Below are 21370 nucleotides of genomic sequence, written 5' to 3' on the forward strand. Positions count from 1 at the left end.
ATGGCCTTCCTCGACCTCGACGGCCGGCGCTGCCACGTGCAGCGCCTGGGCCCGCGCGACGGCCGGCCGCCCGCCGCGACCGCCGTCCTGCTGCACGGGCTGCTCACCGACAGCCTGGCCAGCTACTACTTCACCCTGGCCCCCGCGCTGGCCGCCGCCGGGGTGGAGGTGCTGATGTACGACCACCGCGGCCACGGCCGCAGCGGGCGGCCCGCCACCGGCTACCGCCTGGAGCACTTCACCGATGACCTGGAGGCCCTGCTGGACCGGCTGGAGCTGACCGGACCCCTGCACCTGCTCGGCAACTCCTTCGGCGGCACGGTGGCGTTCAGCCTCGCGGCCAGGCGCCCCGAGCAGGTCGCGAGCATCCTCGCCATCGAGTCCGAGCCGGCCTCGCCGGCCTGGGCGGTCAAGCTGGACGGCATCCTGCGCGAGGCCGAGCGGCACCTGGTGGCGGAGGAGTCGCTGGCCTGGGTCGCCCAGCACCGCGGCGCGCACACCGCCAGGCTGGCCCGTTCGGCCGGCACGCTGCTGGTCGGCACCACGCTGGCGCGCGACATCCCCGCCAGCCGCCTGCCCTCGCCGGACGAGCTGCGCGCGATCCGCTGCCCGGTGCTGGCCGTCTACGGGACGCGCTCCGACCTCGCCCCGCAGGCGGCCTGGTTGGAGGGGCTGCTGCCCGACTGCCGCAGCACCTTCGTCCCCGACCAGGAGCACTCCGTGCTGATCGAGGAGCCGGAGACGGTCCGCCGACTCGCCTTCGACTGGCTGCGCGAGAACGGCGCGCGGCTGGTCCCGCAGGCCGAGGGGAGTCTGCGGTGAGCCGGTTCCTCTTCGTCGTCCCGCCGCTGGTCGGCCATCTGAACCCGGCCGTCGCCGTCGCCGCCGAGCTGGCCGCTCGCGGGCACTCGATCGGCTGGGCCGGCGTGCCCGAGCTGATCGCCCAACTCGCGGGCCCGGCAGCCGAAGTGCACCCCTGTGCGGTCTCCGCCGGCGGCCCCGACGGCCCGGCGCAGCGCCCACCGGAGCTGCGCGGGCCGGCGGCGTTGAAGTTCCTCTGGGAGGACTTCCTGATCCCGCTCGCCGAGGCGATGGCCCCCGGCGTGACGGCGGCGGTGGCCCGCTTCCGCCCGGACGTGCTGGTGGTGGACCAGCAGGCGGTGGCCGGCGCGCTGGTCGCCGAACGCCTCGGCCTGCCCTGGGCCACCTCCGCGACGACCTCGGCGGAGTTCACCGGCGCGCTGGACGGCATGCCGCTGGTGGACGCCTGGATCGCCGGGCTGCTCGCCGACCTGCGCACCCGGATCGGCGACCCGCGCGGCAGCGCCGATCCGCGCTTCTCACCGCACCTGATCCTCGCCTTCACCACCCCCGAGCTGGCCGGTTCGGTTGCCGCGCCCCCCGGCCCGCTCCGCTTCGTGGGCCCGGCGATGACGCCCCGTCCCGGCGGGCCGGCCTTTCCGTGGAGCCGCCTTGATCCCGACCGCGCCACGGTGCTGGTCACCCTCGGAACCGTCAACACCGACGCGGGCAGCGCCTTCCTGAGCGCCTGCGAGCAGTCGCTGCGGGCCCGTTCGGCCCGGCTGCAGGCCGTCGTCGTCGACCCCGGCGGGGTCCTGGGCGACCGGGATCCAGCCGACCCCGACATCGTGGTGCAGCCCCGCGTACCGCAGCTGGACCTGCTCGCCCGCGCTGCCGCCGTCATCTGCCACGCCGGCCACAACACGGTCTGCGAGGCCCTGTGGCACGGCGTGCCGCTGGTCGTCGCCCCGATCCGGGACGACCAACCGGTGGTGGCCGGCCAGGTGGTCGCCGCCGGCGCCGGCGTCCGGGTGCGCTTCGGACGCACCAGCGCGGACCGGCTCGGCCAGGCGCTGGACACGGTCCTGGACGACCCCGCCCACCAGGGCGCGGCACGTCGCGTCGGCGCCTCCTTCCGCGCGGCGGGTGGCGCGGCCCGCGCCGCCGACCACCTCGAAGAGCTGACCGCCAGGAGCCCCCGATGACCACGACCAGCAGCAGTAGCGCGGTCGCCGCCCTGCGGCCCGGCTACCAGGCCGAACTGGCCGACGGCACCGCCAAGTTCTTCCACCAGCGACGAACCGACTGCCCCTGGTGCGGCAGCGGCCGGCTGGCCCTCCGGCTGCGCACCACCGACCTGCTGCAGCACAAGCCGGGCGAGTTCCTGCTGGACGAGTGCCAGGACTGCGCACACGTCTTCCAGAACCCCCAACTGAACGGCACCGGGCTGGAGTTCTACTACCGCGACTTCTACGACGGCCTGGGGGAGCAGCGGTTGGGCGGCGTCTTTGCGACCCGCACCGCCGCCTACCGCAGCCGGGCCCGCTCGGTGACCCCGTTCGACGCCGCGCCGGCCAGCTGGCTGGACGTCGGCACCGGGCACGGGCACTTCTGCGAGACCGCCCGCGAGACCTTCCCCGGCACCTCCTTCGACGGCCTGGACCTCAGTGAGGGAGCTGAACTTGCCCAGCGCAACGGCCGGTTGGCCAACGGGTTCCGCGGCGCCTTCCCCGACCTGGCACCCGAGCTGGCCGGGCGCTACGACGTGGTCAGTATGTTCCACTACCTGGAGCACAGCACCGACCCGGCACGGGAGTTGACCGCCGCCCGGCAGGCGCTGCGCCCCGGCGGGCTGCTGCTGATCGAGGTGCCCGACCCGCGCAGCCGCTTCGCCCGCCTGCTGGGGCGCTGGTGGCTGCCCTGGCTGCAGCCCCAGCACCTGCACCTGATGCCCGCGGCCAACCTGCGGCAGCGGCTGGGCGAACTGGGCTTCACCGTCCTGCTGGAGCAGCACGGCGAGGCCCACGACCCGGTCGACCTGCTGGCCGCCTGCTGGCTGCTGCTGGACGCGCTCGCGCCGAGCGAGGACGCGCCCTGGCGGGCCGGCAGGCCGCCGGGACGGGTGCGGCGGGCCCTGCGCGGCGCGTGCTTCCTGGCCGGCGCGCCCGTCCTGCTGCTCGCGGCCCTCGCCGACCGCCTGCTCGCGCCGCTCGCCGGCCGCACGGGCCTCGCCAACGCCTACCGGCTGCTCGCCCGCCGCCCCTGACCGAAGGTCTGTCAGGCGACGCCGAGTGGATTGAGGATGCTGAACTTCCAACTCCCGTCGGCTGCTTGGCGGGCGACGTTGGCCGTGGTACCGGTGGGACTGATCCTCGTGCCGTCGGGCGCGGTGATCTCCATCGTCCAGTCGACGACCACCAGCGCGGTGTCCGCTCCAATGAGGACGTGCGGACGGGCGCATTGCCGACCTCGACGCGATCCTGCTGCTGTTCACCCCCGCGTCCCCGCCACCCGTGCCAGCCCTCGCTTCTGTGCTCAACTCCGGCTTCGGTCCGGCCGCCTGGCCACTGCCACCGTCCGACCGTCAGGCGGTCAGCCGGACCATGTCCGACCTCGCCACGGAGTACGACAGCCTCCCGGGCCGGGAGGCACACGACACGGCGCTGACCACGGAGCTGCTGCGCCACCTGCTGGCCGCCCTCCTGCTGCGCATCGCCCGACTGCCGCATCCCGGCGACCACGACCCGACCGCCGGCGGCGAGACTTTCCGTGCCTTCCAGCGCGAACTGGAAGCCTCCTTCGCCGTGAACCGCAACGCACACGACTACGCGGCCCGGATCGGCTACTCATCCCGCACGCTCACCCGCGCCTGCCTGGCCGCCACCGGTCGTACGGCAAAGGAGCTCATCGACCTCCGCGTCGCCCTGGAGGCCAAACGCCTGCTGGCGCACACCCGACTGCCCGTGGCGGCGATCGGCCGGATGCTCGGCTTCACCGAACCCACCAACTTCGGCAAGTACTTCACCCGCGCGACCGGCCACACCCCCGGCGAGTTCCGCGCCGCACAGCACCGGGCGTAGCCGCGGGCGCGGTGGTCTGCGTCGGACCTGGCGGATGGCGGCGGCAGCTTGTTGCCTTGCAACTTGGCAACTTGCTGCCGGGCGTGCGCCGTTCCGCGGGCGGCGCTCGCCGGACATGATCCTCTTCGACGTACCCACCATCTCGGAGGTCTCGATGTCCGCACTGACCCGTCCAGCCCGTTCTCTGGCGCGCGTGGCCACCCTTGCGGCGATTGCCGTCGTCGCGGGGTTGTGCACTGTCGTGCCGGCGTCCGCCGACACCGGCAATTACTACGGCAACGGTTCCTTGACGGCCATGTCGACCGGGACGGTCGGGACGGGCATCGGTGCGCAACTGACCGGCGACATGATGGTCCAGCGCGCTCGGGACTGGGTGAGTCACCAGGTCATCTACAACCAGGGGAAGTCGTTCGCCGATGCCGAGGTCGGTGGGCCCTACCGCACCGATGACGGCGGTCTGGTCGACATGGCCTGGCAGTTGCCGAGCAGTCCGGCGGTGACCACTCCCTCGCCCGGCCTCGACTCCGCGCCGTACAGCATGAAGCTCGGCAGCTGGTCCCAGCTGCAGCCGGGCGACGCGCTCGCCGTCGCGGGGAAGCACATCAGCCTCTTCGCCGGCTGGACCAACCAGGCGAACGGCGACTTCACCTACATCGCCGAGGAGAACTCCAGCGTCCCGACCGCAGAGTACCCGGCCAACATCCACGACCCCTCGATCGACGGCTACCCGGCGTCCTCCTACGAGCTGCTGCGCTACACCAACCCGCTCCCCGCCATCCCTGCGAACTTCAACGTCACACTGTCGGGCTTCAACCCCGGACAGACCGTCGGCGCCACCGTGCACCTGACCTCCACCCCGACGCAGAGCGACGTCATCGGGGGGCTCAACTACGTCATCTCCGGCCCCAACGGCTACTACAGCGAAGTGCCGGCAGGCCCAGGCACCAACTACCCCTACGCGCTCAACACCACGCAACTGGCGAACGGCAGCTACACCGTCTCGATGATCGCCAGCGAGACAGACGGCCAGAACCACACCTACCAGGGCGCCAGCTTCACCATCGCCAATGCCGGCTCCTCCACCCTGCAGCTGCCCAACGGCGCACAGCAGACCTTCGTGATAGCGGCCAACGGCCACCTGATGACCAAGTGGCAGACGGCCGCCGGCTCCGGCTGGACGGGTTGGAGCGACATGGGGGGCGCGTTCCAGGGCGTGCCTGCTGCTGTGGTCAACCAGGGTGAGATCAGCGTGTTCGCGACGGGGACCGATGGCAATCTCTATACGTCTTGGCAGAGTTCTCCGGGTGGTGTGCTGACCGGTTTCGCCGGTTTTGGTGGCGGTAATCTCGCCAGTTCCCCTGCGGTGGTGATCGGTTCTGGTGGTGGGATGCAGGTCTTCGCGATCGACAGCGGCGGTCACCTCCGTACTGCGTGGCAGACGGCCGTCGACTCGACTTGGACGGGTTGGAGCGACATGGGGGGCGCGTTCCAGGGCGTGCCTGCTGCTGTGGTCAACCAGGGTGAGATCAGCGTGTTCGCGACGGGGACCGATGGCAATCTCTATACGTCTTGGCAGAGTTCTCCGGGTGGTGTGCTGACCGGTTTCGCCGGTTTTGGTGGCGGTAATCTCGCCAGTTCCCCTGCGGTGGTGATCGGTTCTGGTGGTGGGATGCAGGTCTTCGCGATCGACAGCGGCGGTCACCTCCGTACTGCGTGGCAGACGGCCGTCGACTCGACTTGGACGGGTTGGAGCGACATGGGGGGCACGTTCCAGGGCACGCCTGCTGCAGTGGTCAACTTGCAGCGTGAGATCAGCGTGTTCGCGACCGGGACCGATGGCAATCTCTACACGTCTTGGCAGACTTCACCGGGTGGTGTGCTGACCGGTTTCGCCGGTTTTGGTGGCGGCATCCTCATCGGTACCCCGAACGTGGTGGTCGTCGCCAGCGGCGCGATGGACGCCTTCGCGCAGGACAGCAGCGGCAACGACTACACCTCGTGGCAGACCGCTGCCGGCTCCCCTTGGACCGGCTGGGCCGCACTCTGACCCCCGCGACCCGATGCACGCCCCGCTTCGTGTGCGACATGGCGCACACGAAGCGGGGGCACCGAAGCCGCCACACCCCGGGCGCGTTCCGTGTCGCACAGCAACGCCGGTCGTAGCCGCGAGCACGCCGACCGCAGTATCGCCGTATGTGCCACGCATGCCCGTCCCGGCGGTGGGTACGACACCTCCTGTTGCGCGGGAGTCGCGAGTCGCAAAAGCGGCCGAGGAAACGAGGAGTGTCGTCAGTGATTCGAAAGTTGCAGATGGTCGCGCTGGATTGCGCCGATGCGGTACAGCTCGCGGAGTTCTACGCGAATCTGCTCGGCGGCCGGGTGGTCGCGGACACGGGGGACTCCGACTGGGTCGAGGTGCACGGGTTCGAGGGAACGCCGCTGGCCTGCCAGCGGGTCGAGGGCTACCGTCCGCCCGAGTGGCCCAGCCAGCAGCACCCGCAGCAGCTCCACCTCGACTTCGACGTGGACGACCTCGACGGAGAGGAGAAGCGGGCGCTCGCTCTCGGCGCGGCCGTGCTGGAGCGGACCGACCAGCTCCGCCCGGAGGCCAACTGGCGGATCTACGCGGACCCGGCCGGCCATCCGTTCTGCCTCTGCCTCCACTGAGTCAGCATCAGCGGATGGTCACGCCGTTAACCTGTTGCCGTCTCTTGCCCCTGACGGCACACTCGCCAGGTGCAGAAACCGAGTCACCGAGTAGGCCGGCGTCATGGGCGCCGACCGGGAAGGCACCCCGTGCGCACCGCGGAGAATGACCACGACCAGGCTGGAAAGTACGCCCGGGTGGAGCGGGAGCGACGATTCCTGCTGGCAGTTGCCCCGGAGACGTCGCAAGCACGGGAGGTTCGGCGGATCACCGACCGCTACCTGACGGGGACCCGTCTGCGCCTGCGCCGCGTGGACCACCCTGCCCCGGTCCAGCCCGAGTTCAAGCTCACCCAGAAGGTGCCCGCCGACCGGCCGGGCCCCGTGCAGGGGACGATCACGAACACCTACCTGTCCCAGGCCGAGTACGACGTGTTCGCCACGCTGCCCGCCGCCGTACTGACCAAGACGCGCCTGAGCTCCCCGCCCCTGGGCATCGACGTCTTCGACGCGCCCCTGCACGGCCTGGTCCTGGCCGAGGCCGAGTTCACCACGGACGAGGAGATGTACGCCTTCGAACCGCCCGCGGACATCGTCGCCGAGGTGACCGACGACCCGCGCTTCACCGGTGGGCGACTCGTCCAGGCGCACCGGGCCGAGCTGATCTCCTGGCTCGACGACTACGGCATCAAGCTCAACCAGTTGTAGTCAGTCGACCGGGGGCGGCATACGTGAAGGCGGGCATTCCCTGAGAAGATCAGGGGATGGACTTCCGTATCTTCACCGAACCCCAGCAGGGCGCCTCCTACGACACGCTGCTGCGCGTCGCCCAAGCCGCCGAACAGCTGGACTACGACGGCTTCTTCCGCTCCGACCACTACCTCAGGATGGGCGACGGCGACGGCCTGCCCGGCCCGACAGACGCCTGGATCACGCTCGCCGGGCTCGCCCGTGAGACCCAGCGGATCCGGCTCGGCACGCTGATGACCGCCGGCACCTTCCGACTCCCCGGCGTGCTCGCCATCCAGGTCGCCCAGGTCGACGCGATGAGCGGCGGCCGGATCGAACTCGGCCTCGGCGCGGGCTGGTTCGAGCAGGAGCATGCCGCCTACGGCATCCCCTTCCCGGACCGGCGGATCGACCGCTTCGAGGAGCAGCTGGCGATCGTCACCGGGCTGTGGGAGACCAAGCTCGGTGAGACGTTCTCCTTCGACGGCGTCCACTACCAGCTGCGGGACTCCCCGGCGCTGCCCAAGCCGCTGCAGCAGCGGGTCCCGCTGCTGATCGGGGGCATGGGACCCAAGCGCACGCCTGCCCTGGCGGCGCGCTACGCCACCGAGTTCAACCTGCCGTTCACCTCCGTGGAGCAGAGCAAGGAGCAGATCGAGCGGGTGCGGGCCGCTGTCGAGGAGCGCGGCCGGGCGGCCGACGACATGATCTACTCCAATGCCCTGGTGGCCTGCGTCGGTCGTGACGACGCCGAGGTCGCGCGCCGCGCCGCCGCGATCGGACGCGAGGTCGACGAGCTCAAGGCCAACGGTCTGGCCGGCACCCCGGCCGAGGTGGTGGAGAAGATCGCCCGCTACCGCGAGGTCGGCAGCCGCCGGATCTACTTCCAGATCCTGGACCTCGCCGACCTGGACCACCTGGAACTGATCGCCACTCAGGTCAAGCCCCAGCTCGACTGACCGAGACGGTACAGCCCCGCCACCGGCCGGCTCTCAGCACCAAGGAGCGACACCCTTGCACCGACTCACCTACGGCGACGTCAAGCAAGCCGCCGACCGCATCGCCGGGAGGATCCGGCCGGTGGCCATCGCGCCGGTCGATCCCGGCGCGATCCGCACCGCCCGGCGCGACCCGCTGGACGGCCGACCGGAAGAGCCCTGTCAGCTTTGGCTCGCGCTGGAGTACATGCAGCACACCGGCTCCTTCAAGGCCCGCGGCGCGCAGAACTTCCTCGCCGCCCACCGCGAGGCCGGCACCCTCCCGGACGCCGGGGTGACGATCGCCTCCGGCGGCAACGCCGGGCTCGCCTGCGCGTGGGCGGCGCAGCAACAGGGCGTTCGGGCCACGGTGTTCCTGCCGACCACGGCCCCGGCGGTGAAGGTCGCCAGGCTGCGCGGCTACGGCGCGGATGTGCGCCTGGTGGGCGCGGAGTACGCCGAAGCCCTCGCCGCGTGCGAGGACTTCGCGGCCGCGACCGGCGCCCTGGCCAGCCACGCCTACGACCACCCGATGATCGCCGCCGGGGCCGGCACGCTGCTGGACGAGATCCGCCGGCAGATCCCGGACCTGGACACCGTGGTGGTCGCGGTCGGTGGCGGCGGACTGTTCGCCGGGGTGGCCACCGCCGCCCAGCACCACGGTCTGCGGACCGTCGCCGTGGAGCCGGAGAACTGCCGCGCACTGAACGCCGCCGTCGAAGCCGGCCACCTGGTCGACGTCCCGGCGGACTCCATCGCCGCCGACTCCCTCGGTGCCCGCCGCACCAGCGCCATGGCCCTGCACGCCGCCCAGCAGGACGGCGTGCACTCGGTGCTCGTGCCGGACGGCGAGATCGTCCGTGCCCGCCAGGCGCTGTGGGACCACCGCCGCGTCGCCGTCGAGCACGGCGCCGCCACGGCGCTCGCAGCCCTCACCACCCCGCCGCACCACGCGTCCGCTCGGGCTGACGGGTCGAGCCGTGGCTACCAGCCGGGCAGCGGCGAGAAGGTCGTCGTGGTGCTCTGCGGGGCGAACACCGACCCGAGCAGCCTGGTTCAGCTCGCGGCCGAGGGCTGAGACCGGGCACTCAGGGGGACTGACCGGGGGCGGTCGCGCTGATCAGCGCGACCGTCCCCGGATCTTGACAGTGGGCATTCAGAGCATTCTATGAGCCGACATGCCTGGCGTCATGCTGACGACACGTCAACAATGGCATGGCTGCGGCAAGTTCTCGCGGCCATCACATCACGCCGGCGTTCGGCGGGTGCCCCCACAGTCGGCTCGTTCCACGCTGCACCGCTTCGAGGCGACGCACCCCGGCCGTTCTCCATGATCACGGAGGTCCCCCATGCTCTGGCCCGACCCTGCCCAAAAGGCGTCAACCGGTTCGACCACCGACTCGACCAGCGACTCGATCACCGGCTCAACCCGCACCCGGGTCCTGGCGGCAGTGCTCTGCCTGGCGGTGTCCTGGATCCACGTCCAGGATCAAGGCGGCTTCCCCGGCGACAAGACGCCGCACTACATCGGCGTCGGCTACTACCTGCTGGAGGCGACCGGTGTCCTGACCGCGCTGCTGCTGCTGTTGACGGCCGGACGCAGCCAGCCGGCACGGGTGGCCGGCTGGCTGCTGGCGCTTGGCGTCGCGTTCGGCCCCCTGATCGGCTTCGTGCTGTCCCGGGGCCCGGGTCTGCCCGACTACAGCGACGACCGGGGGAACTGGACCGAGCCACTGGGCATCGTCAGCGTCGCCGTGGAGGCGGTGCTGCTCGTACTCGCCATCACGGCCTTCCTTGCCGAAGCGCAGGGCGTGCGACGTCTGCTGGCCCGAACCGCTCCCTCCCGGGCCCGTGGCTGACTTGGAACGAGTAGTAATGCCCTACTCCCGTCGTATGCCCTACTCCGGTGCCTGAAAGCCGCCGATCGTCTGCTCGAGCAGTTCGGCCAGCCGCAGCGGGGTGCGGTCCTCGAACATCGGACCGATGAGCTGCACTCCCACCGGCAGACCCTCGGGGGAGCGGCCGGCCGGTACGGCGGTGGCGGGTAGGCCGGGCATGGTGGCCACACCGGCCCAGACGAGCTGGTCGAAGTACGGGTACTCGACGCCGTCGATGTCGAGTACCCGTGCCAGCGGATCGGGGTGGTGGTCGTGCGGGAACGCGGGAGTGGGCGTGATCGGGCACACCACGGCGTCGAACTCGGCGAAGAGCTGCCGCCAGCCGTGGCGATGCAGCTCGCGACGGTTGTTCGCCCCGATCCAGTCGCGGTGGCTGAACACCATGCCGCGCAGCCGCGCCGCATCGAGACTCTGGTCGTCCACGCTCAGTCCGGCGGCGCGGGTCCGCAGCTGCTCGTACGCTTCGACGGGGAAGCGTGCACCGGCGCCTGCGAAATGCAACTGCGTGTAGAGCAGCGCGGCTTCGGTCAGATCGGGCAGCAGCGGACTGTGCCGTTCGGCGCGGGCGCCGCCGTCGACCAGTGCGTCGGCCACCCGGTTCAGGCCCGCCCGGACGGCGGCCCCGGTCGGAATGAGCGGATGCTCGTCGAGGATCAGGACCCGGAAGTCGCAGAGCTGCTCGTGACGCGCGGACGGCAGCCTCAGGTCGTGCGCCACACCGAGCGTCAGCGGGTCCGGTCCGGCCATGACGTCGAGCAGCAGCGTGAGGTCGCGGGCGGTGCGCGCCATCGGACCGACGACGGCGAGGTCATGGTCGACCGGCAGTGCCGGCGCGGGCGGCGGGACCATTCCGCGCATCGCCGCCAGTCCGAGTGTCGGCTTGTGTGCGTAGACACCGCAGAAATGCGCGGGGGTGCGCAACGAACCGGCGATGTCGGAGCCGATGGACAGCGCACCGAAGCCGGACGCCAGGGCTGCCGCCGATCCGCCGGAGGATCCACCTGCCGTGCGACCGTGATCCCACGGGTTGTTGGTGGTGCCGTAGATCTCGTTGAAGCTCTGCACATCCTGCAGTCCCACCGGCACGTTGGTCTTGCCGAGCACCACCGCGCCCGCGGCCTTGAGCCGCGACACCTGCACCGCGTCCTCGGCCGGCACGTAGTCCCGGTGCGGCGGCATGCCCCAAGTCGTGGGCAGTCCGGCGATGTTGTAGGACTCCTTGACCGTCACCGGAATGCCGAGCAGCGGCCGGTCCTCACCGCGGGCGCGCGCCTGGTCGGCGTCGCGCGCGGCGGCCCGCGCACGGTCGAAGTCCGGCACACAGATCGCGTTGATCGCCTGGTCGTCCCGTTCGATACGGGCGATCGCTTCATCGGTCAGTTCCGCCGAGGTCACTTCACCGGCGCGCAGGGCAGCCGCGAGTTGTTCGGCCGTCTGAAAATTCCATTCCATGGAACCGACCGTACCGGCCGCTGGAACATGTCATGAAATGCCACTTCGCGCAACAGGATTGAAGTCTCAATACTCGTCATGTCCCTCTCCGACCAAGACAGTTCGCCTGGGCAGGGCATGGGCGGTACCACGCCCGTCAACGCCACCCCTCATGGCCCATCGGCTTGTGAAGCAAGAGCTTCCGCTGGTTGCTCGTTACTCGGCCGAGCCCTCCGCAGGCCGCGCGTAATAGGCGTTCAGGAGGCTTGTCTCGTTGAGGGTCGAGTACGACTCGGCGAAGCTGTCGCAGTCGTTCGTTGAGGCGCTCTTCTCGCTTGACGGCCTCTGCCTGGTGCCTGCGTCACCTCTGTCTGTGCGCTGTCGCTGGTGGCCTGGCGGTCGCCGTCCGTTCGAGACTTCCGCAGGCTGCGCTGATCCTCACCCGTCCCGGGGGGCGCGAGGCAGGTCTCAGCCGCACCATGGAGACCGGGGAGGGAGGCATTCGCATCTCCGCGGCGTGCAAGTGACCGTCGGCGGTTCTGGTGACGGGGTGCAACGGATGGGAGCACGACCATGAGATATGCGGTAAACCTGGCTGCGGACTACCCGCTGCTGAACGTGTTCTGGACCATCTGCGTGATCTTCCTGTGGGTCGTCTGGATCATGCTGCTCTTCCGCGTCTTCGGCGACATCTTCCGGGACCATGAGCTGGGCGGTTGGGGAAAGGCCGGCTGGTCGGTCCTGGTCTTGATCCTGCCGTTCGTCGGTGTCTTCGTGTACCTGGTCGCACGCGGCAAGGGCATGCACGAGCGGGAGGTGGAACGAGCCCGGCGCAGTCAGGAGGCATTCCAGGCCTACGTGCGCGAGACCGCCGGTCCCACGGGGAGCGCCGACGAGCTGGCTCGGCTCGCTGAGCTGAAGAACCGGGGTGACATCACGGAGGAGGAGTACCAGCGCGCCAAGGCGAAGGCCCTTGCCTGACAAAGTGGCTCACCGGACGGACGGCGGACTCTTGGCACCGTGGACGCGCCGGTGCCAAGGCCCGCAATTCAAACCTCGGGATCTGAACTCGATTGGTAGCCGGCACCGTAGGTCGGCGTGTGGTGGATGTCCACAGTGTGAGACGGGCTACTGCGAGGTGCCCTACCAGATCCTGCTGGGCGTCGGCCGATTCGATCCCGCCCGCGCGGGCCTCGCGTCGCCCGCCGTGGAGCACGAAGGGCACGACCACGCACAGCTGTTCAGCACCTGGAGTTACGAGAGCGACAAGCCGCTGGCGCTGGAGGCACTCCGGGAGACCATGCAAAAGCTGCCCGGGACGGGGAATCGCCCTGGTGGTGCTGCTCCTTCGCCGGCCTCCTCCAGAAACGGGCCTCCACCGGTCTCCAGGACCCCCGAGCACGCACCACTCCGTGACAGCAGCGCAGGAGAACGACGATGGCGCCGACCCGGTTTGACGATCTACCGGCCCAACTTCGACCGCGCCTCGTCGTCCAAACTACCCTGCGCACGACGGCCACGGTCGCCCTCGTCGTGGCCATCTACTACCTGGTCCCGATGGACCGGGCCATGAACGCCGCCACGGTGGCCGGACTCGCACTCAGCGTCCTGGCCATCTTCCGCCCGGGTGCGCCCCTCCCCGGTACGCCTCGACCAGCAGTCCGCGAAAACGGCGCCCCTGCCATCGCTGCGCACCACCGTGAGCTGGCCCGACCTGACCACCACCGTCCAGCAGCTCGCATCCTCGCCCTGATCGCAGCCGCGACCAGGGCCGACGCCGTAGTGGTGATGCGCGTACCGGTCGGCGCCACCATCCAGCGCGGCACCGACGTCGCGGAGATCCACGGGGGTGACCTGGCCGCGAAGGAGGTGGTGGGCGATCGTCTCGGGGCAGGAACGGACCTTCCACCAGGACCCGGCCTTCGCGCTTCGACTGCTCGCCGACCCCGGTCTGCGCGCACTCTCCTCGGCCGTCAACGATCCCGCCACCGCCGTCCAGGTACTGGACGCATGGAAGGGCTGCTCAAGCGGCTCGCCGCCACCGCCTTGGACGCCTGGTCCGTGACCGACGGTCAGGGCGACGTGCGGGTGGTCCTGCGTCTGCCGACCTGGGTCGGCTGTCGGCACCGAGCGTGGAACAGCTTCGAGGCGGCATCGGCCAGCACGACCAGGATCACGCCCGCCATGACCGCGAGCAGCCCGGCAAGCGCCGCGTACCGGGACGAGTCCCCCGCCGCCAACGGAGTCAGGGTGATCGCGACCGCCGCCACCGTCGCCCCCGCGACGAGATCGGTCCGCAGCATGGAGCGGTCCTACCCGGCCAGCACCGCCACCCCAGGCAGCGCCGACCGCCTGGTCAGCACCCGCAACCGCTCGGTCCACCCCTGCCGGCCCGACTCCTCAGTCAACGCTGCGCCTCGCTGCACGGGCCTGGTGGGAGCGGCATTCCAGCCCAGGAGCTCTCCGTAGTGCCTGACATGCCGTCATGCTCGCCCACGGCATCGGACGGAAGGCGCCCGGCACGCGAGCGATACGCCAACCGGGTCCGCCCCGCCACCCGGACTCACGGGAAGCCGCCGGCGGCATCGCGGCCTCGACGCCGCTTCGGAACAGCGGGCGGCAGGCCCCGGTGTCCTCCAGTCAGTCCTGAGGTCCCGGCACGGATGCGTGCAGGCCACCGTGTCACGCACCCCCCGGAGCACACACGCGCCTAGGGTCGATCCACTTGACAGCACGCTGAGCAGACAGCGCCCGCACAGTACCCCGGTGCCCTGGCGCGCCCCCGAGCATTCACCAGACCGAAGGACGTGGTGGTGTGTCGCGCAGTCCCAACATCCTGTTGATCGTCACCGATGAGGAACGCTTCACCGTCCCCCGGCCGGAGGGCTTCTCCCTACCGGCGCGCGAGAGGCTCGCCGCCAGGGGAGTGACCTTCGGGCGCTACTACGCCGCCTCGGCCATGTGCAGCTCCTCCCGGTCGGTGATCTACACGGGACAGCACCTGCCCATCACGGAGATCTACGACAACGACAACATGCCCTACATCCGTCCCCTCGACCCGAAGCTGGGCACTCTGGGGACCATGCTCCGCTCGTCCGGGTACTACACGACATACCAGGGCAAGTGGCACCTGTCGAACGCCTACATCACCCCGCAGAACCCCGGACCGACGACCAACGCCCTGGAACCGTACGGGTTCGCCGAGTTCAACGACTGGGGCGACATCGACGGCGGTGCCTGGGCCGGACTCAAGCTGGACCCCGTCATCGCCGGACAGGCCGTCAAGTGGCTGCGCAACCGGGGACCCGTCGTCGCCGAGGACCAGCCCTGGTTCATGGCCGTCAACTTCGTCAACCCGCACGACATCATGAGCTTCGACTACGGCGGCTCTTCACCCGTGAAGCTACCGCCAGGACTCGCCCACGCGGTCATCACCAAGGCCGCCGCCCGGATCCCGGTCTACTCGCGCACATGGGACTTCGACCTCCCCGCCAGCCTCCATGACGACCTGTCAGGCGCCGCCCCCGCCGTCCTCGAATTCGCCCGCATGCTCGACACCGTGTTCGGACCCGTGGCCGACGACAGTCACTGGCACGCCGGGCTGAACTTCTACCTCAACTGCATGCGGGACGTCGACCGCAGCGTCGAGACCGTCCTCGACGCCCTAGAGGCATCCGGACAGGCCGACCGAACCGTCGTGCTGTTCACCTCCGACCACGGCGAGATGGCCGCCTCCCACGGGCTGCGCCAGAAGGGCAACCTCGCCTACGACGAGAACTTCCACGTCCCCCTCATCATCAGCCACCCCGACTTCAAGGGCGGCGTCCGCAGCAGCGCCGTAGGCTCGGCCGTCGACCTCGCTCCCAGCATCCTCTCCTTCGCCGGGGTCGAGGACAGCAAGATCGCTGCCCAGTTCCCGGCCCTGCACGGGCGATCCCTGGTGCCCGCCCTGGAAGGTGGCACGGTCCGCGAAGGGGCCCTGACGGCGGTCGAGTCGATCATGCCCTTGGACGCCTCATTCTGGGGCGAGTTCGGCGACCCGGACGTCCACAAGCGCATCGAGTCCGGGGCACTGCGCCCCGACTGGACCAAGCGCGGCTTCCTGCGCGGCTACACCGACGAGCGCTACACCTTCGCCCGCTACTTCTCGCCCGTCAACCCGAACCGCCCGAGGACGGTGGACGCGCTCTTCGCTAACAACGACGTCGTCCTGTACGACCGCCAGACGGACCCGGCCGAGATGCACAACCTCGCGGCCGACCCGGTACATCGCGAGCTCGTCGCCCGCTACAGCGCCCTGCTAGAAGCCCTCATCGACTCCGAGATCGGTGCGGACGATCGCGCATGGGTCACCGAACGCCCCCACCTGCTCGGTTGGCCGACCTGGCGCGGCGACACCGCCGTACCGGCTGGACACATGCCCGCCGGTGCGGGCGTGAAGCAGTAGCCACCGCGCGTCACACAAGGACGAACGGGGGCACTGGGTGCGTTGCCCGGATTCGATTGCCCGGTGATGACCCGCGACTGGCGTGAGGAGTACTGATGAGCCACTGGGGCCTGGTGGTGGCCGGCGGCGTCGTTGCCGGCTACGGGGCGCTTTCGCGGCGACTGTCGACGACTGTGATCTCCGGGCCGTTGGTGTTCATGCTGTTCGGTCTGGCGATCGGTCCGCTCGGCCTGGACCTGACGAGCCAATCCAGGGATCCGGAGGTCACCCGAACGCTGCTGGAAAGCGCACTGGTCCTCCTGCTGTTCGCGGACGCGTCCGCGATCCGGGCCCGGGATCTGCGCCGCGAGGAGTTCCTGCCGTTGCGGCTGCTCTTGGTGGGTCTGCCGGCCACGATGGCGTTGGGGTGGCTGGTGGCCCGGCCGCTGTTGTCCGGTCTGAGTGTGTGGGAGATGGCCTTGGCTGGCATCATCCTGGCGCCGACGGATGCCGCGCTGGGGCAGCAGGCTGTCTCCAACGAGCGGGTCCCGGCGCTGATCCGCGGCGGCCTGTCGGTCGAATCAGGCCTGAACGACGGCCTGGCGCTGCCGTTCTTCGTACTGGCACTGGCGGCGGCCGGTGAGGGCCACGGCCATCCAAGCGTTGCGGAGACGTTCCTGCGGGCGCTGCTGCTGAGCGGCGCGATCGGACTCGCGGTCGGCTGGACCGGGGCGAGCCTGCTGCGCTGGTCGGCCACCCGGGAGTGGAGCAGCTCCGAGTGGCGGCAGTTCCTGGCGCTCGCCGTTCCGGCCATCGCGTACGCGCTGTGTGCCGCGGCCGAGGGCAGCGGCTTCATCGGTGCCTGGGCCTCCGGGCTGGCCTTGGGCATCCGACTGCGCCAGGTGCCCGCCAACCGAGACGACCGTGCCCCGAGCCCGGATCCCGCGCAGACCACAAGGTTCACCGAGCGCCTCGGTCTCCTGCTCGCTTCGTTGAGCTTCCTGGTCTTCGGTGCGGTCATCCTGGGACCGACCCTCCAGCACCTGACGTGGCGCATGGTCGTTTACGCGGTGCTGAGCCTGACCGTCATCCGGATGCTGCCGGTCGCGCTCGCGCTGATCGGCACGGGACTGCGGCCGGCCTCCGTGGCCTACCTGGGCTGGTTCGGTCCGCGGGGACTCGCCTCCCTGGTGTTCGGCCTGATCGCATTCGAGGAACACCTGCCCGGAATGGCCCTGCTCAGCGATGTCATCGCCGTGACCGTGGGCCTGAGCATCCTGCTGCACGGCGCCTCCGCCGCGTTCCTCGGGGACCGTTACGGCAACTGGTTCAGTCGAGCGCTCCGCACCGATCCGGGCCTGCGGGAGAACATGCTCACGGCAGATGGCGAGCGCCGAAGGCCGCTGTCCAGGTAGCAGAGCATCCCCGTGAGACCTGGTGAACGCGGCGGTTGACCCGGCAAGGGTGGGCGGTCACACCGGCCCGGCGTCGACAACTCACCTGCAAGCGCGCCCCGGCGGCTGTGCGGGAAGCCGACCGATTTCGGGTGATGCGCGATGTCCTCGACCCGCAGTGGCTCCGGGTGGCGGATGAGGTGCCCCAGCAGGCCGCCGCCGCGCGGGAACTCCACCGCGGACAGATCACCCCGCTGCTGCTCCGTCAGGCCTACCGCGATGAACTCCGACGGGCTCTCCCCCTGCTCGGTCAGGACCCCCAGCGCGCCGTAGCGCGCATCGACCAGCTCCATGGCAGTGCTCACGATGCGGCGCAGCACAACCGGAAGGTCGAGATCCCGGCTGACCATCCTAACCGCATCCAGCAGGCGCTGCATCCGCTGCTGCGCGCTGCTCAGCTCCCCGAGCTGATCACCCATGAGCCCGAGGTGGATGCTCTGCTCGATCTGTGGTCCGGGCAAGGCGCGGGAGGGCCGATGCGGCTGGTCGTGCATGCCCATTGCCACCGCCTCTCCGCCCCCGTACGAATTGTCTCCCGAACGGGACGCAAACTTCGCGTGAGCCGCTGGTGGACCCGGGCAGACGCGACAGCACAGGATCTCACCGGCAGTTGGGAGCCGCCCCGGCCAGGTGCGCACGTTCCTGCTTCTTAAGCTTGTCGTGCAGGAGTAGTGTCGGCTCCTGTACGGAGCGTTCTGTCATGCGGATATATATCGCCCATCGGCATATGCCGTCCGGGGCCTTCCCCTCGCCTTTCCCCGCGCATGCCCGTGGGGGCAGGTCCGGTGCGGCCGGACAGGTGACCAACGAGGCTCCCTGGACGGTTGGTTGAGACGTGAGACAGCTCACTCACTCAACCGCCGGGGAGCCTCATCCGCTGGTCGCGTTACGGACGAATGGTCCGGGAGCGAGCCCTGCTCGCGGACGTGTCGGCCTTGTGGTGCGGGCGGCCGGCGGCGCGTTCTGCGCATGCCTCCTGCTGGAGGATGACGGCGATCTGGTCGACGTCGTCGTTGGTGTCGAAGAATCCCTGGATGCTCGGTGCTGCCGCGCCGTTGACGCCGATGAAGAACGTGTAGAGGTGGCCGTCGTCCGCCTGCAGGTAGCCCGCGTACGTCTGCGCGTTGATGGCGATCTGCTGGTTGAGCAGGTCGCCGCCGATGATGGTGCCGGGCTTGGCGAAGACCTTGCCCTTGGCCGGGCAGTCGGTGGTGCAGTAGAGAGCGCCCGTGCCGGACACCCCGAGGATCGGCAGTGAGGTGCGGAACGCGTCCGCGTCGGGGGTGCGCAGCCAGTAGGCGAGCAGCTGGTTGAGCCCGGTGGGGGTGACGCGGTCTACGGGAACGTCACCGCGTCCGTCCGCCATCTGGAACTGGGTCGGGTCGACGTTCGCCGTCTGGCTGAGGAAGTCGTGGATGACCGGGAAGGCGTCGAAGCAGTCCTTGCTGCCGTGGTTCGCGGCGATGTTGCACAGGGCCAGGTTGGCGCCGAGGTTGTGGCTGACGTTCAGGATCAGCTTGGCGTAGTCGCGGTACTGCGGTGAGACGAAGGCGGCCACCTGCGGATCGCCGGTGTACGAGGCGGGCAGCGTGCTGTCCGGGTTGGGCCCGGTCGGCGGGGCGGTGACGGTGACCCCGGCGCGGCCCAGGGCCTCGATCAGGGCGGTGCGCCCGAAGGCGTTGGGGTCCTGGATCTGGGAGTTCTTCAGGGTGGGCTGGGCGTCGGCGGCGATCGTGCCGGAGAGGGTGATCGCCGTGCCGTCGGGGGAGGTGGAGACCTGGATGTCGGTGGTGCCGCCGGCCGCCACCGTCTGGACGTTGGACGTGACCTGGTACGGCGCGACCTGCGGACGCCAGCTCAGCTGGGCGGGCTGCCCGGGGGAGGTCGGCGTGCTCAGCAGGTCGATGACGTTGTCGTTGATGATGAGGGGCGTTGGCTGGGGGGTGATCGGCGGCGGCGTGAACAGCCGCGCGTCGATGACGACATCGCCGTCGACCGTGGTGATGCCCGAGTCGCGGACCTGCTGGGCGATCTGGTCCAGGCCGGCGAGCGGGTCCTCGGGCGTGAGGGTGGCGCCCGGGACGTCGTCGGCGTAGGTGTGGTCGATGGGGGTGAAGTCGACCGACCCGTCCGGCTTGGTCCGGCCGCCCATGGTGAGGTCGCCCTGGGCGACGAGCGCCAGGTTCCCGGTGAGGGTCGATCCGTTGATCTGGCCGACCGCGTTCACCGGCGTGGTGAAGCGGTGGTCCGGGCCGAGGTCGTGCCAGGCGCCGGAGATGGTGATCAGCTTGATGGTCGAACCTGGCATGAAGAACTGGTTGGGGTACGTGGAGTGGACGACCCGCCCGTTCGCGGGGTCGATCTCCAGCACACTCCACTGCGCGTGCTCGTACGCGGGCTTGTTCATGATCGCCGTGATGTCGGGCCCGAAGTCGCTCTGCGGGTTCCCCGCAGGTGCGGCGGCTGCTGTCCCTGCCGCGACCGCGAGCGTGACGCCGACGGTGGCCCAGGCCCGAAGCCGACCACGGATCCTTGATCTCATTCGCCCAGCCGTTTCTGAAGTCGGAAGCCCCGTTGCGCGGGGCGCTCACGGCGCATGGTAGGTGTACGGACTCCGGGGGCGGGGCTGCTGCGCGGTGTGCTGACGGCGAGGGGTGTGAAAATCCTTCGGTCGGTCGAAGGTGAGGGCCCATATGGCTAACTGATCATGGCAGGATGACAAGTTCGCGAAGTGATGGGGCGTCAGCTCAGGTTGAGCTCGGTGATCAGCCAGGCCACCAGTAGTCCGAGGGTGAGCAGGCCGCAGATGACGATCCCGATCCACGTCGCCCAGTACCGCCCGCCCACCACCGCCGGGTGGCCGGGGTGGGCGGGGTCGATCCGCACGTGGGTCAGGTGTCCGTCGGGCCAGGCGGTGGACGCGTAGCCGGTGGAGTAGTAGGTCCGGTCGTCCATGGTCCAGTGGTAGGTGCACTGGGTGTCGTTGTCCACGTCGGTGCGGCAGTGGATGACGGTGGCCGTGACCCGGGCGGTGGCGTGGCCGTCCAGGTCGTAGGCATCCAGCCAGCTGCCGAAGAGGTACGCGGAGCCGGCCGCGAACCACGTGAGCAGCGTGAACACCACCAGGGTCGCCCAGTACCCGCCGCGCTCGTCGCCCCTGCGCGCGGCGAGCAGCAGCCGCAGCGCCGCCGCCGCCACTCCCAGCGCGGCCCCGGCCCCGGCGGTCCACCACCCGTCCCACCACGCCCCGGACCCCCACCCGGTCCAGGCCGCCACTCCCGTACCGACCAGCACAGCCAGCGTCGCGCCGACCGCAAACAGGCGCAGGGTCCCCTCGGCGGACCAGGCCAGGCCCTCCGTGAAGCGATCGCGCGAGTCGGCCCGGGGCACGGAATCCTGAGGTGTCGTCACCCGCCCTATGCTCCCGGCAATGCGTCACAGCGCAACCAAGCTCTGCTGAACTCCGGGAACAGCTCAGCTAATTGCCACTCCCTGGCCGGCTGCTTACGGCAGGTCGGCGGCGTCGAGCGCGTGGCCGATCGTCACGTCCACGTGGTCCGGGATCTCGTCGTGGCGATCGCCGACCGTCGGCGTCCCGGTCGGCTCGAAGAGCAGGATCGAGGCGCCGCCGGCCGGCGCGGACGGCTTGTGCTCCGTGCCGCGGGGGACGGTGAAGACCGCACCCCGGGGGAGCACGACCGTGCGCTCCCCGGCAGGTTCGCGCAGGGCGATGTGCAGCTCGCCGTCGAGCACCAGGAAGAACTCGTCGGTGTCGTCGTGTGCGTGCCACAGGTGCTCGCCCGCCAATTTGGCGACGCGTACGTCGTAGTCGTTGACGCGCGTGACGATGCGGGGGCTCCACAGGGCGTCGAAGGAGGCCAGGGCGGCGGTGAGGTCGATCGGCGCGGTGGGTTCGTTGCTCATGGCG

General features: G+C 70.2%; 21 protein-coding genes. 14 read left to right on the forward strand and 7 right to left on the reverse strand.

What is annotated here, in order from left to right; translation table 11 throughout:
• The 3 genes from P3T34_RS36770 to P3T34_RS36780 are packed head-to-tail and all read left to right on the forward strand — an operon-like array spanning position 1 to position 3067.
• Positions 1-822, forward strand: coding sequence for an alpha/beta hydrolase (locus P3T34_RS36770; protein WP_280670724.1), 822 nt, complete (start codon positions 1-3; stop codon positions 820-822).
• Complete coding sequence (locus P3T34_RS36775; protein WP_280670726.1) at positions 819-2006, forward strand: nucleotide disphospho-sugar-binding domain-containing protein; 1188 nt, start codon at positions 819-821, stop codon at positions 2004-2006. Before P3T34_RS36770 ends, P3T34_RS36775 begins: the two co-directional genes overlap by 4 nt.
• Positions 2003-3067 (forward strand): class I SAM-dependent methyltransferase, encoded by a 1065-nt coding sequence (locus tag P3T34_RS36780; RefSeq protein WP_280670727.1) that lies wholly within the window; start codon positions 2003-2005, stop codon positions 3065-3067. Before P3T34_RS36775 ends, P3T34_RS36780 begins: the two co-directional genes overlap by 4 nt.
• Positions 3068-3078: 11 nt before the next feature.
• Here P3T34_RS36780 and P3T34_RS36785 read toward each other — a convergent pair whose 3' ends face one another.
• Positions 3079-3219 (reverse strand): hypothetical protein, encoded by a 141-nt coding sequence (locus P3T34_RS36785; RefSeq protein ID WP_280670728.1) that lies wholly within the window; start codon positions 3217-3219, stop codon positions 3079-3081.
• A 95-nt stretch (positions 3220-3314) separates the two neighbouring features.
• Here P3T34_RS36785 and P3T34_RS36790 point away from each other — a divergent pair, with 95 nt between their 5' ends.
• From P3T34_RS36790 to P3T34_RS36820, 7 genes are all read left to right on the forward strand, one after another.
• Complete coding sequence (locus P3T34_RS36790; protein WP_280670729.1) at positions 3315-3881, forward strand: helix-turn-helix domain-containing protein; 567 nt, start codon at positions 3315-3317, stop codon at positions 3879-3881.
• A gap of 115 nt (positions 3882-3996) precedes the next feature.
• Positions 3997-5928, forward strand: a complete 1932-nt coding sequence (locus tag P3T34_RS36795; RefSeq protein WP_280670730.1) for a hypothetical protein — start codon at positions 3997-3999, stop codon at positions 5926-5928.
• A 245-nt stretch (positions 5929-6173) separates the two neighbouring features.
• Positions 6174-6548: a VOC family protein gene (locus P3T34_RS36800; RefSeq protein WP_280670731.1), complete on the forward strand. Its 375-nt coding sequence runs from the start codon at positions 6174-6176 to the stop codon at positions 6546-6548.
• Positions 6549-6677: 129 nt separating this feature from the next.
• The gene (locus tag P3T34_RS36805) at positions 6678-7235 is read left to right on the forward strand and encodes a hypothetical protein (RefSeq protein WP_280670733.1); all 558 of its coding nucleotides are present in this window, start codon (positions 6678-6680) and stop codon (positions 7233-7235) included.
• 56 nt (positions 7236-7291) lie between these two features.
• A complete protein-coding gene (locus P3T34_RS36810) occupies positions 7292-8215 on the forward strand; it encodes an LLM class F420-dependent oxidoreductase (RefSeq protein ID WP_280670735.1) in 924 nt (307 codons plus the stop codon).
• A gap of 55 nt (positions 8216-8270) precedes the next feature.
• Positions 8271-9311: a threonine/serine dehydratase gene (locus tag P3T34_RS36815; protein ID WP_280670737.1), complete on the forward strand. Its 1041-nt coding sequence runs from the start codon at positions 8271-8273 to the stop codon at positions 9309-9311.
• A gap of 271 nt (positions 9312-9582) precedes the next feature.
• Positions 9583-10092 (forward strand): hypothetical protein, encoded by a 510-nt coding sequence (locus P3T34_RS36820; protein WP_280670738.1) that lies wholly within the window; start codon positions 9583-9585, stop codon positions 10090-10092.
• 39 nt (positions 10093-10131) lie between these two features.
• Here P3T34_RS36820 and P3T34_RS36825 read toward each other — a convergent pair whose 3' ends face one another.
• A complete protein-coding gene (locus P3T34_RS36825; protein WP_280670739.1) occupies positions 10132-11583 on the reverse strand; it encodes an amidase in 1452 nt (483 codons plus the stop codon).
• A 552-nt stretch (positions 11584-12135) separates the two neighbouring features.
• Between P3T34_RS36825 and P3T34_RS36830 the strand changes: the two genes are divergently transcribed.
• Positions 12136-12543 (forward strand): SHOCT domain-containing protein, encoded by a 408-nt coding sequence (locus P3T34_RS36830; RefSeq protein ID WP_280670740.1) that lies wholly within the window; start codon positions 12136-12138, stop codon positions 12541-12543.
• Positions 12544-13411: 868 nt separating this feature from the next.
• The gene (locus P3T34_RS36835; RefSeq protein ID WP_280670741.1) at positions 13412-13627 is read left to right on the forward strand and encodes a DUF2254 family protein; all 216 of its coding nucleotides are present in this window, start codon (positions 13412-13414) and stop codon (positions 13625-13627) included.
• 7 nt (positions 13628-13634) lie between these two features.
• On the opposite strand, the gene P3T34_RS36840 is transcribed toward P3T34_RS36835, so the two are convergent.
• Entirely contained in the window at positions 13635-13865 is a 231-nt protein-coding gene (locus P3T34_RS36840) for a hypothetical protein (RefSeq protein ID WP_280670742.1), read from the reverse strand.
• 512 nt (positions 13866-14377) lie between these two features.
• On the opposite strand from P3T34_RS36840, the gene P3T34_RS36845 reads away from it, so the two are divergent.
• Positions 14378-16009, forward strand: a complete 1632-nt coding sequence (locus P3T34_RS36845; RefSeq protein WP_280670743.1) for a sulfatase-like hydrolase/transferase — start codon at positions 14378-14380, stop codon at positions 16007-16009.
• A 116-nt stretch (positions 16010-16125) separates the two neighbouring features.
• Positions 16126-17403 carry a cation:proton antiporter gene (locus tag P3T34_RS36850; RefSeq protein ID WP_280670744.1) on the forward strand — a complete coding sequence of 426 codons (1278 nt, stop codon included), beginning with the start codon at positions 16126-16128 and terminating at the stop codon, positions 17401-17403.
• Here the strand turns inward: P3T34_RS36850 and P3T34_RS36855 are convergent.
• The 4 genes from P3T34_RS36855 to P3T34_RS36870 all read right to left on the reverse strand — a co-directional run bounded on the left by P3T34_RS36855 (position 17304) and on the right by P3T34_RS36870 (position 21366).
• Positions 17304-17942, reverse strand: a complete 639-nt coding sequence (locus P3T34_RS36855) for a GAF domain-containing protein (protein ID WP_280670745.1) — start codon at positions 17940-17942, stop codon at positions 17304-17306. The two genes, P3T34_RS36850 and P3T34_RS36855, sit on opposite strands and share 100 nt — an antisense overlap.
• Before the next feature lie 386 nt (positions 17943-18328).
• Positions 18329-19984, reverse strand: a complete 1656-nt coding sequence (gene dacB, locus P3T34_RS36860; protein WP_280670746.1) for a D-alanyl-D-alanine carboxypeptidase/D-alanyl-D-alanine-endopeptidase — start codon at positions 19982-19984, stop codon at positions 18329-18331.
• A gap of 200 nt (positions 19985-20184) precedes the next feature.
• Entirely contained in the window at positions 20185-20853 is a 669-nt protein-coding gene (locus P3T34_RS36865) for a DUF3592 domain-containing protein (protein WP_280670747.1), read from the reverse strand.
• Between the two features lie 93 nt (positions 20854-20946).
• Entirely contained in the window at positions 20947-21366 is a 420-nt protein-coding gene (locus tag P3T34_RS36870; protein WP_280670748.1) for a cupin domain-containing protein, read from the reverse strand.
• Between the last annotated feature and the right edge of the window lie 4 nt (positions 21367-21370).

Origin of the sequence: Kitasatospora sp. MAP12-44 (assembly GCF_029892095.1) — a bacterium.
In the GTDB taxonomy this organism is placed as follows: Bacteria; Actinomycetota; Actinomycetes; order Streptomycetales; family Streptomycetaceae; genus Kitasatospora.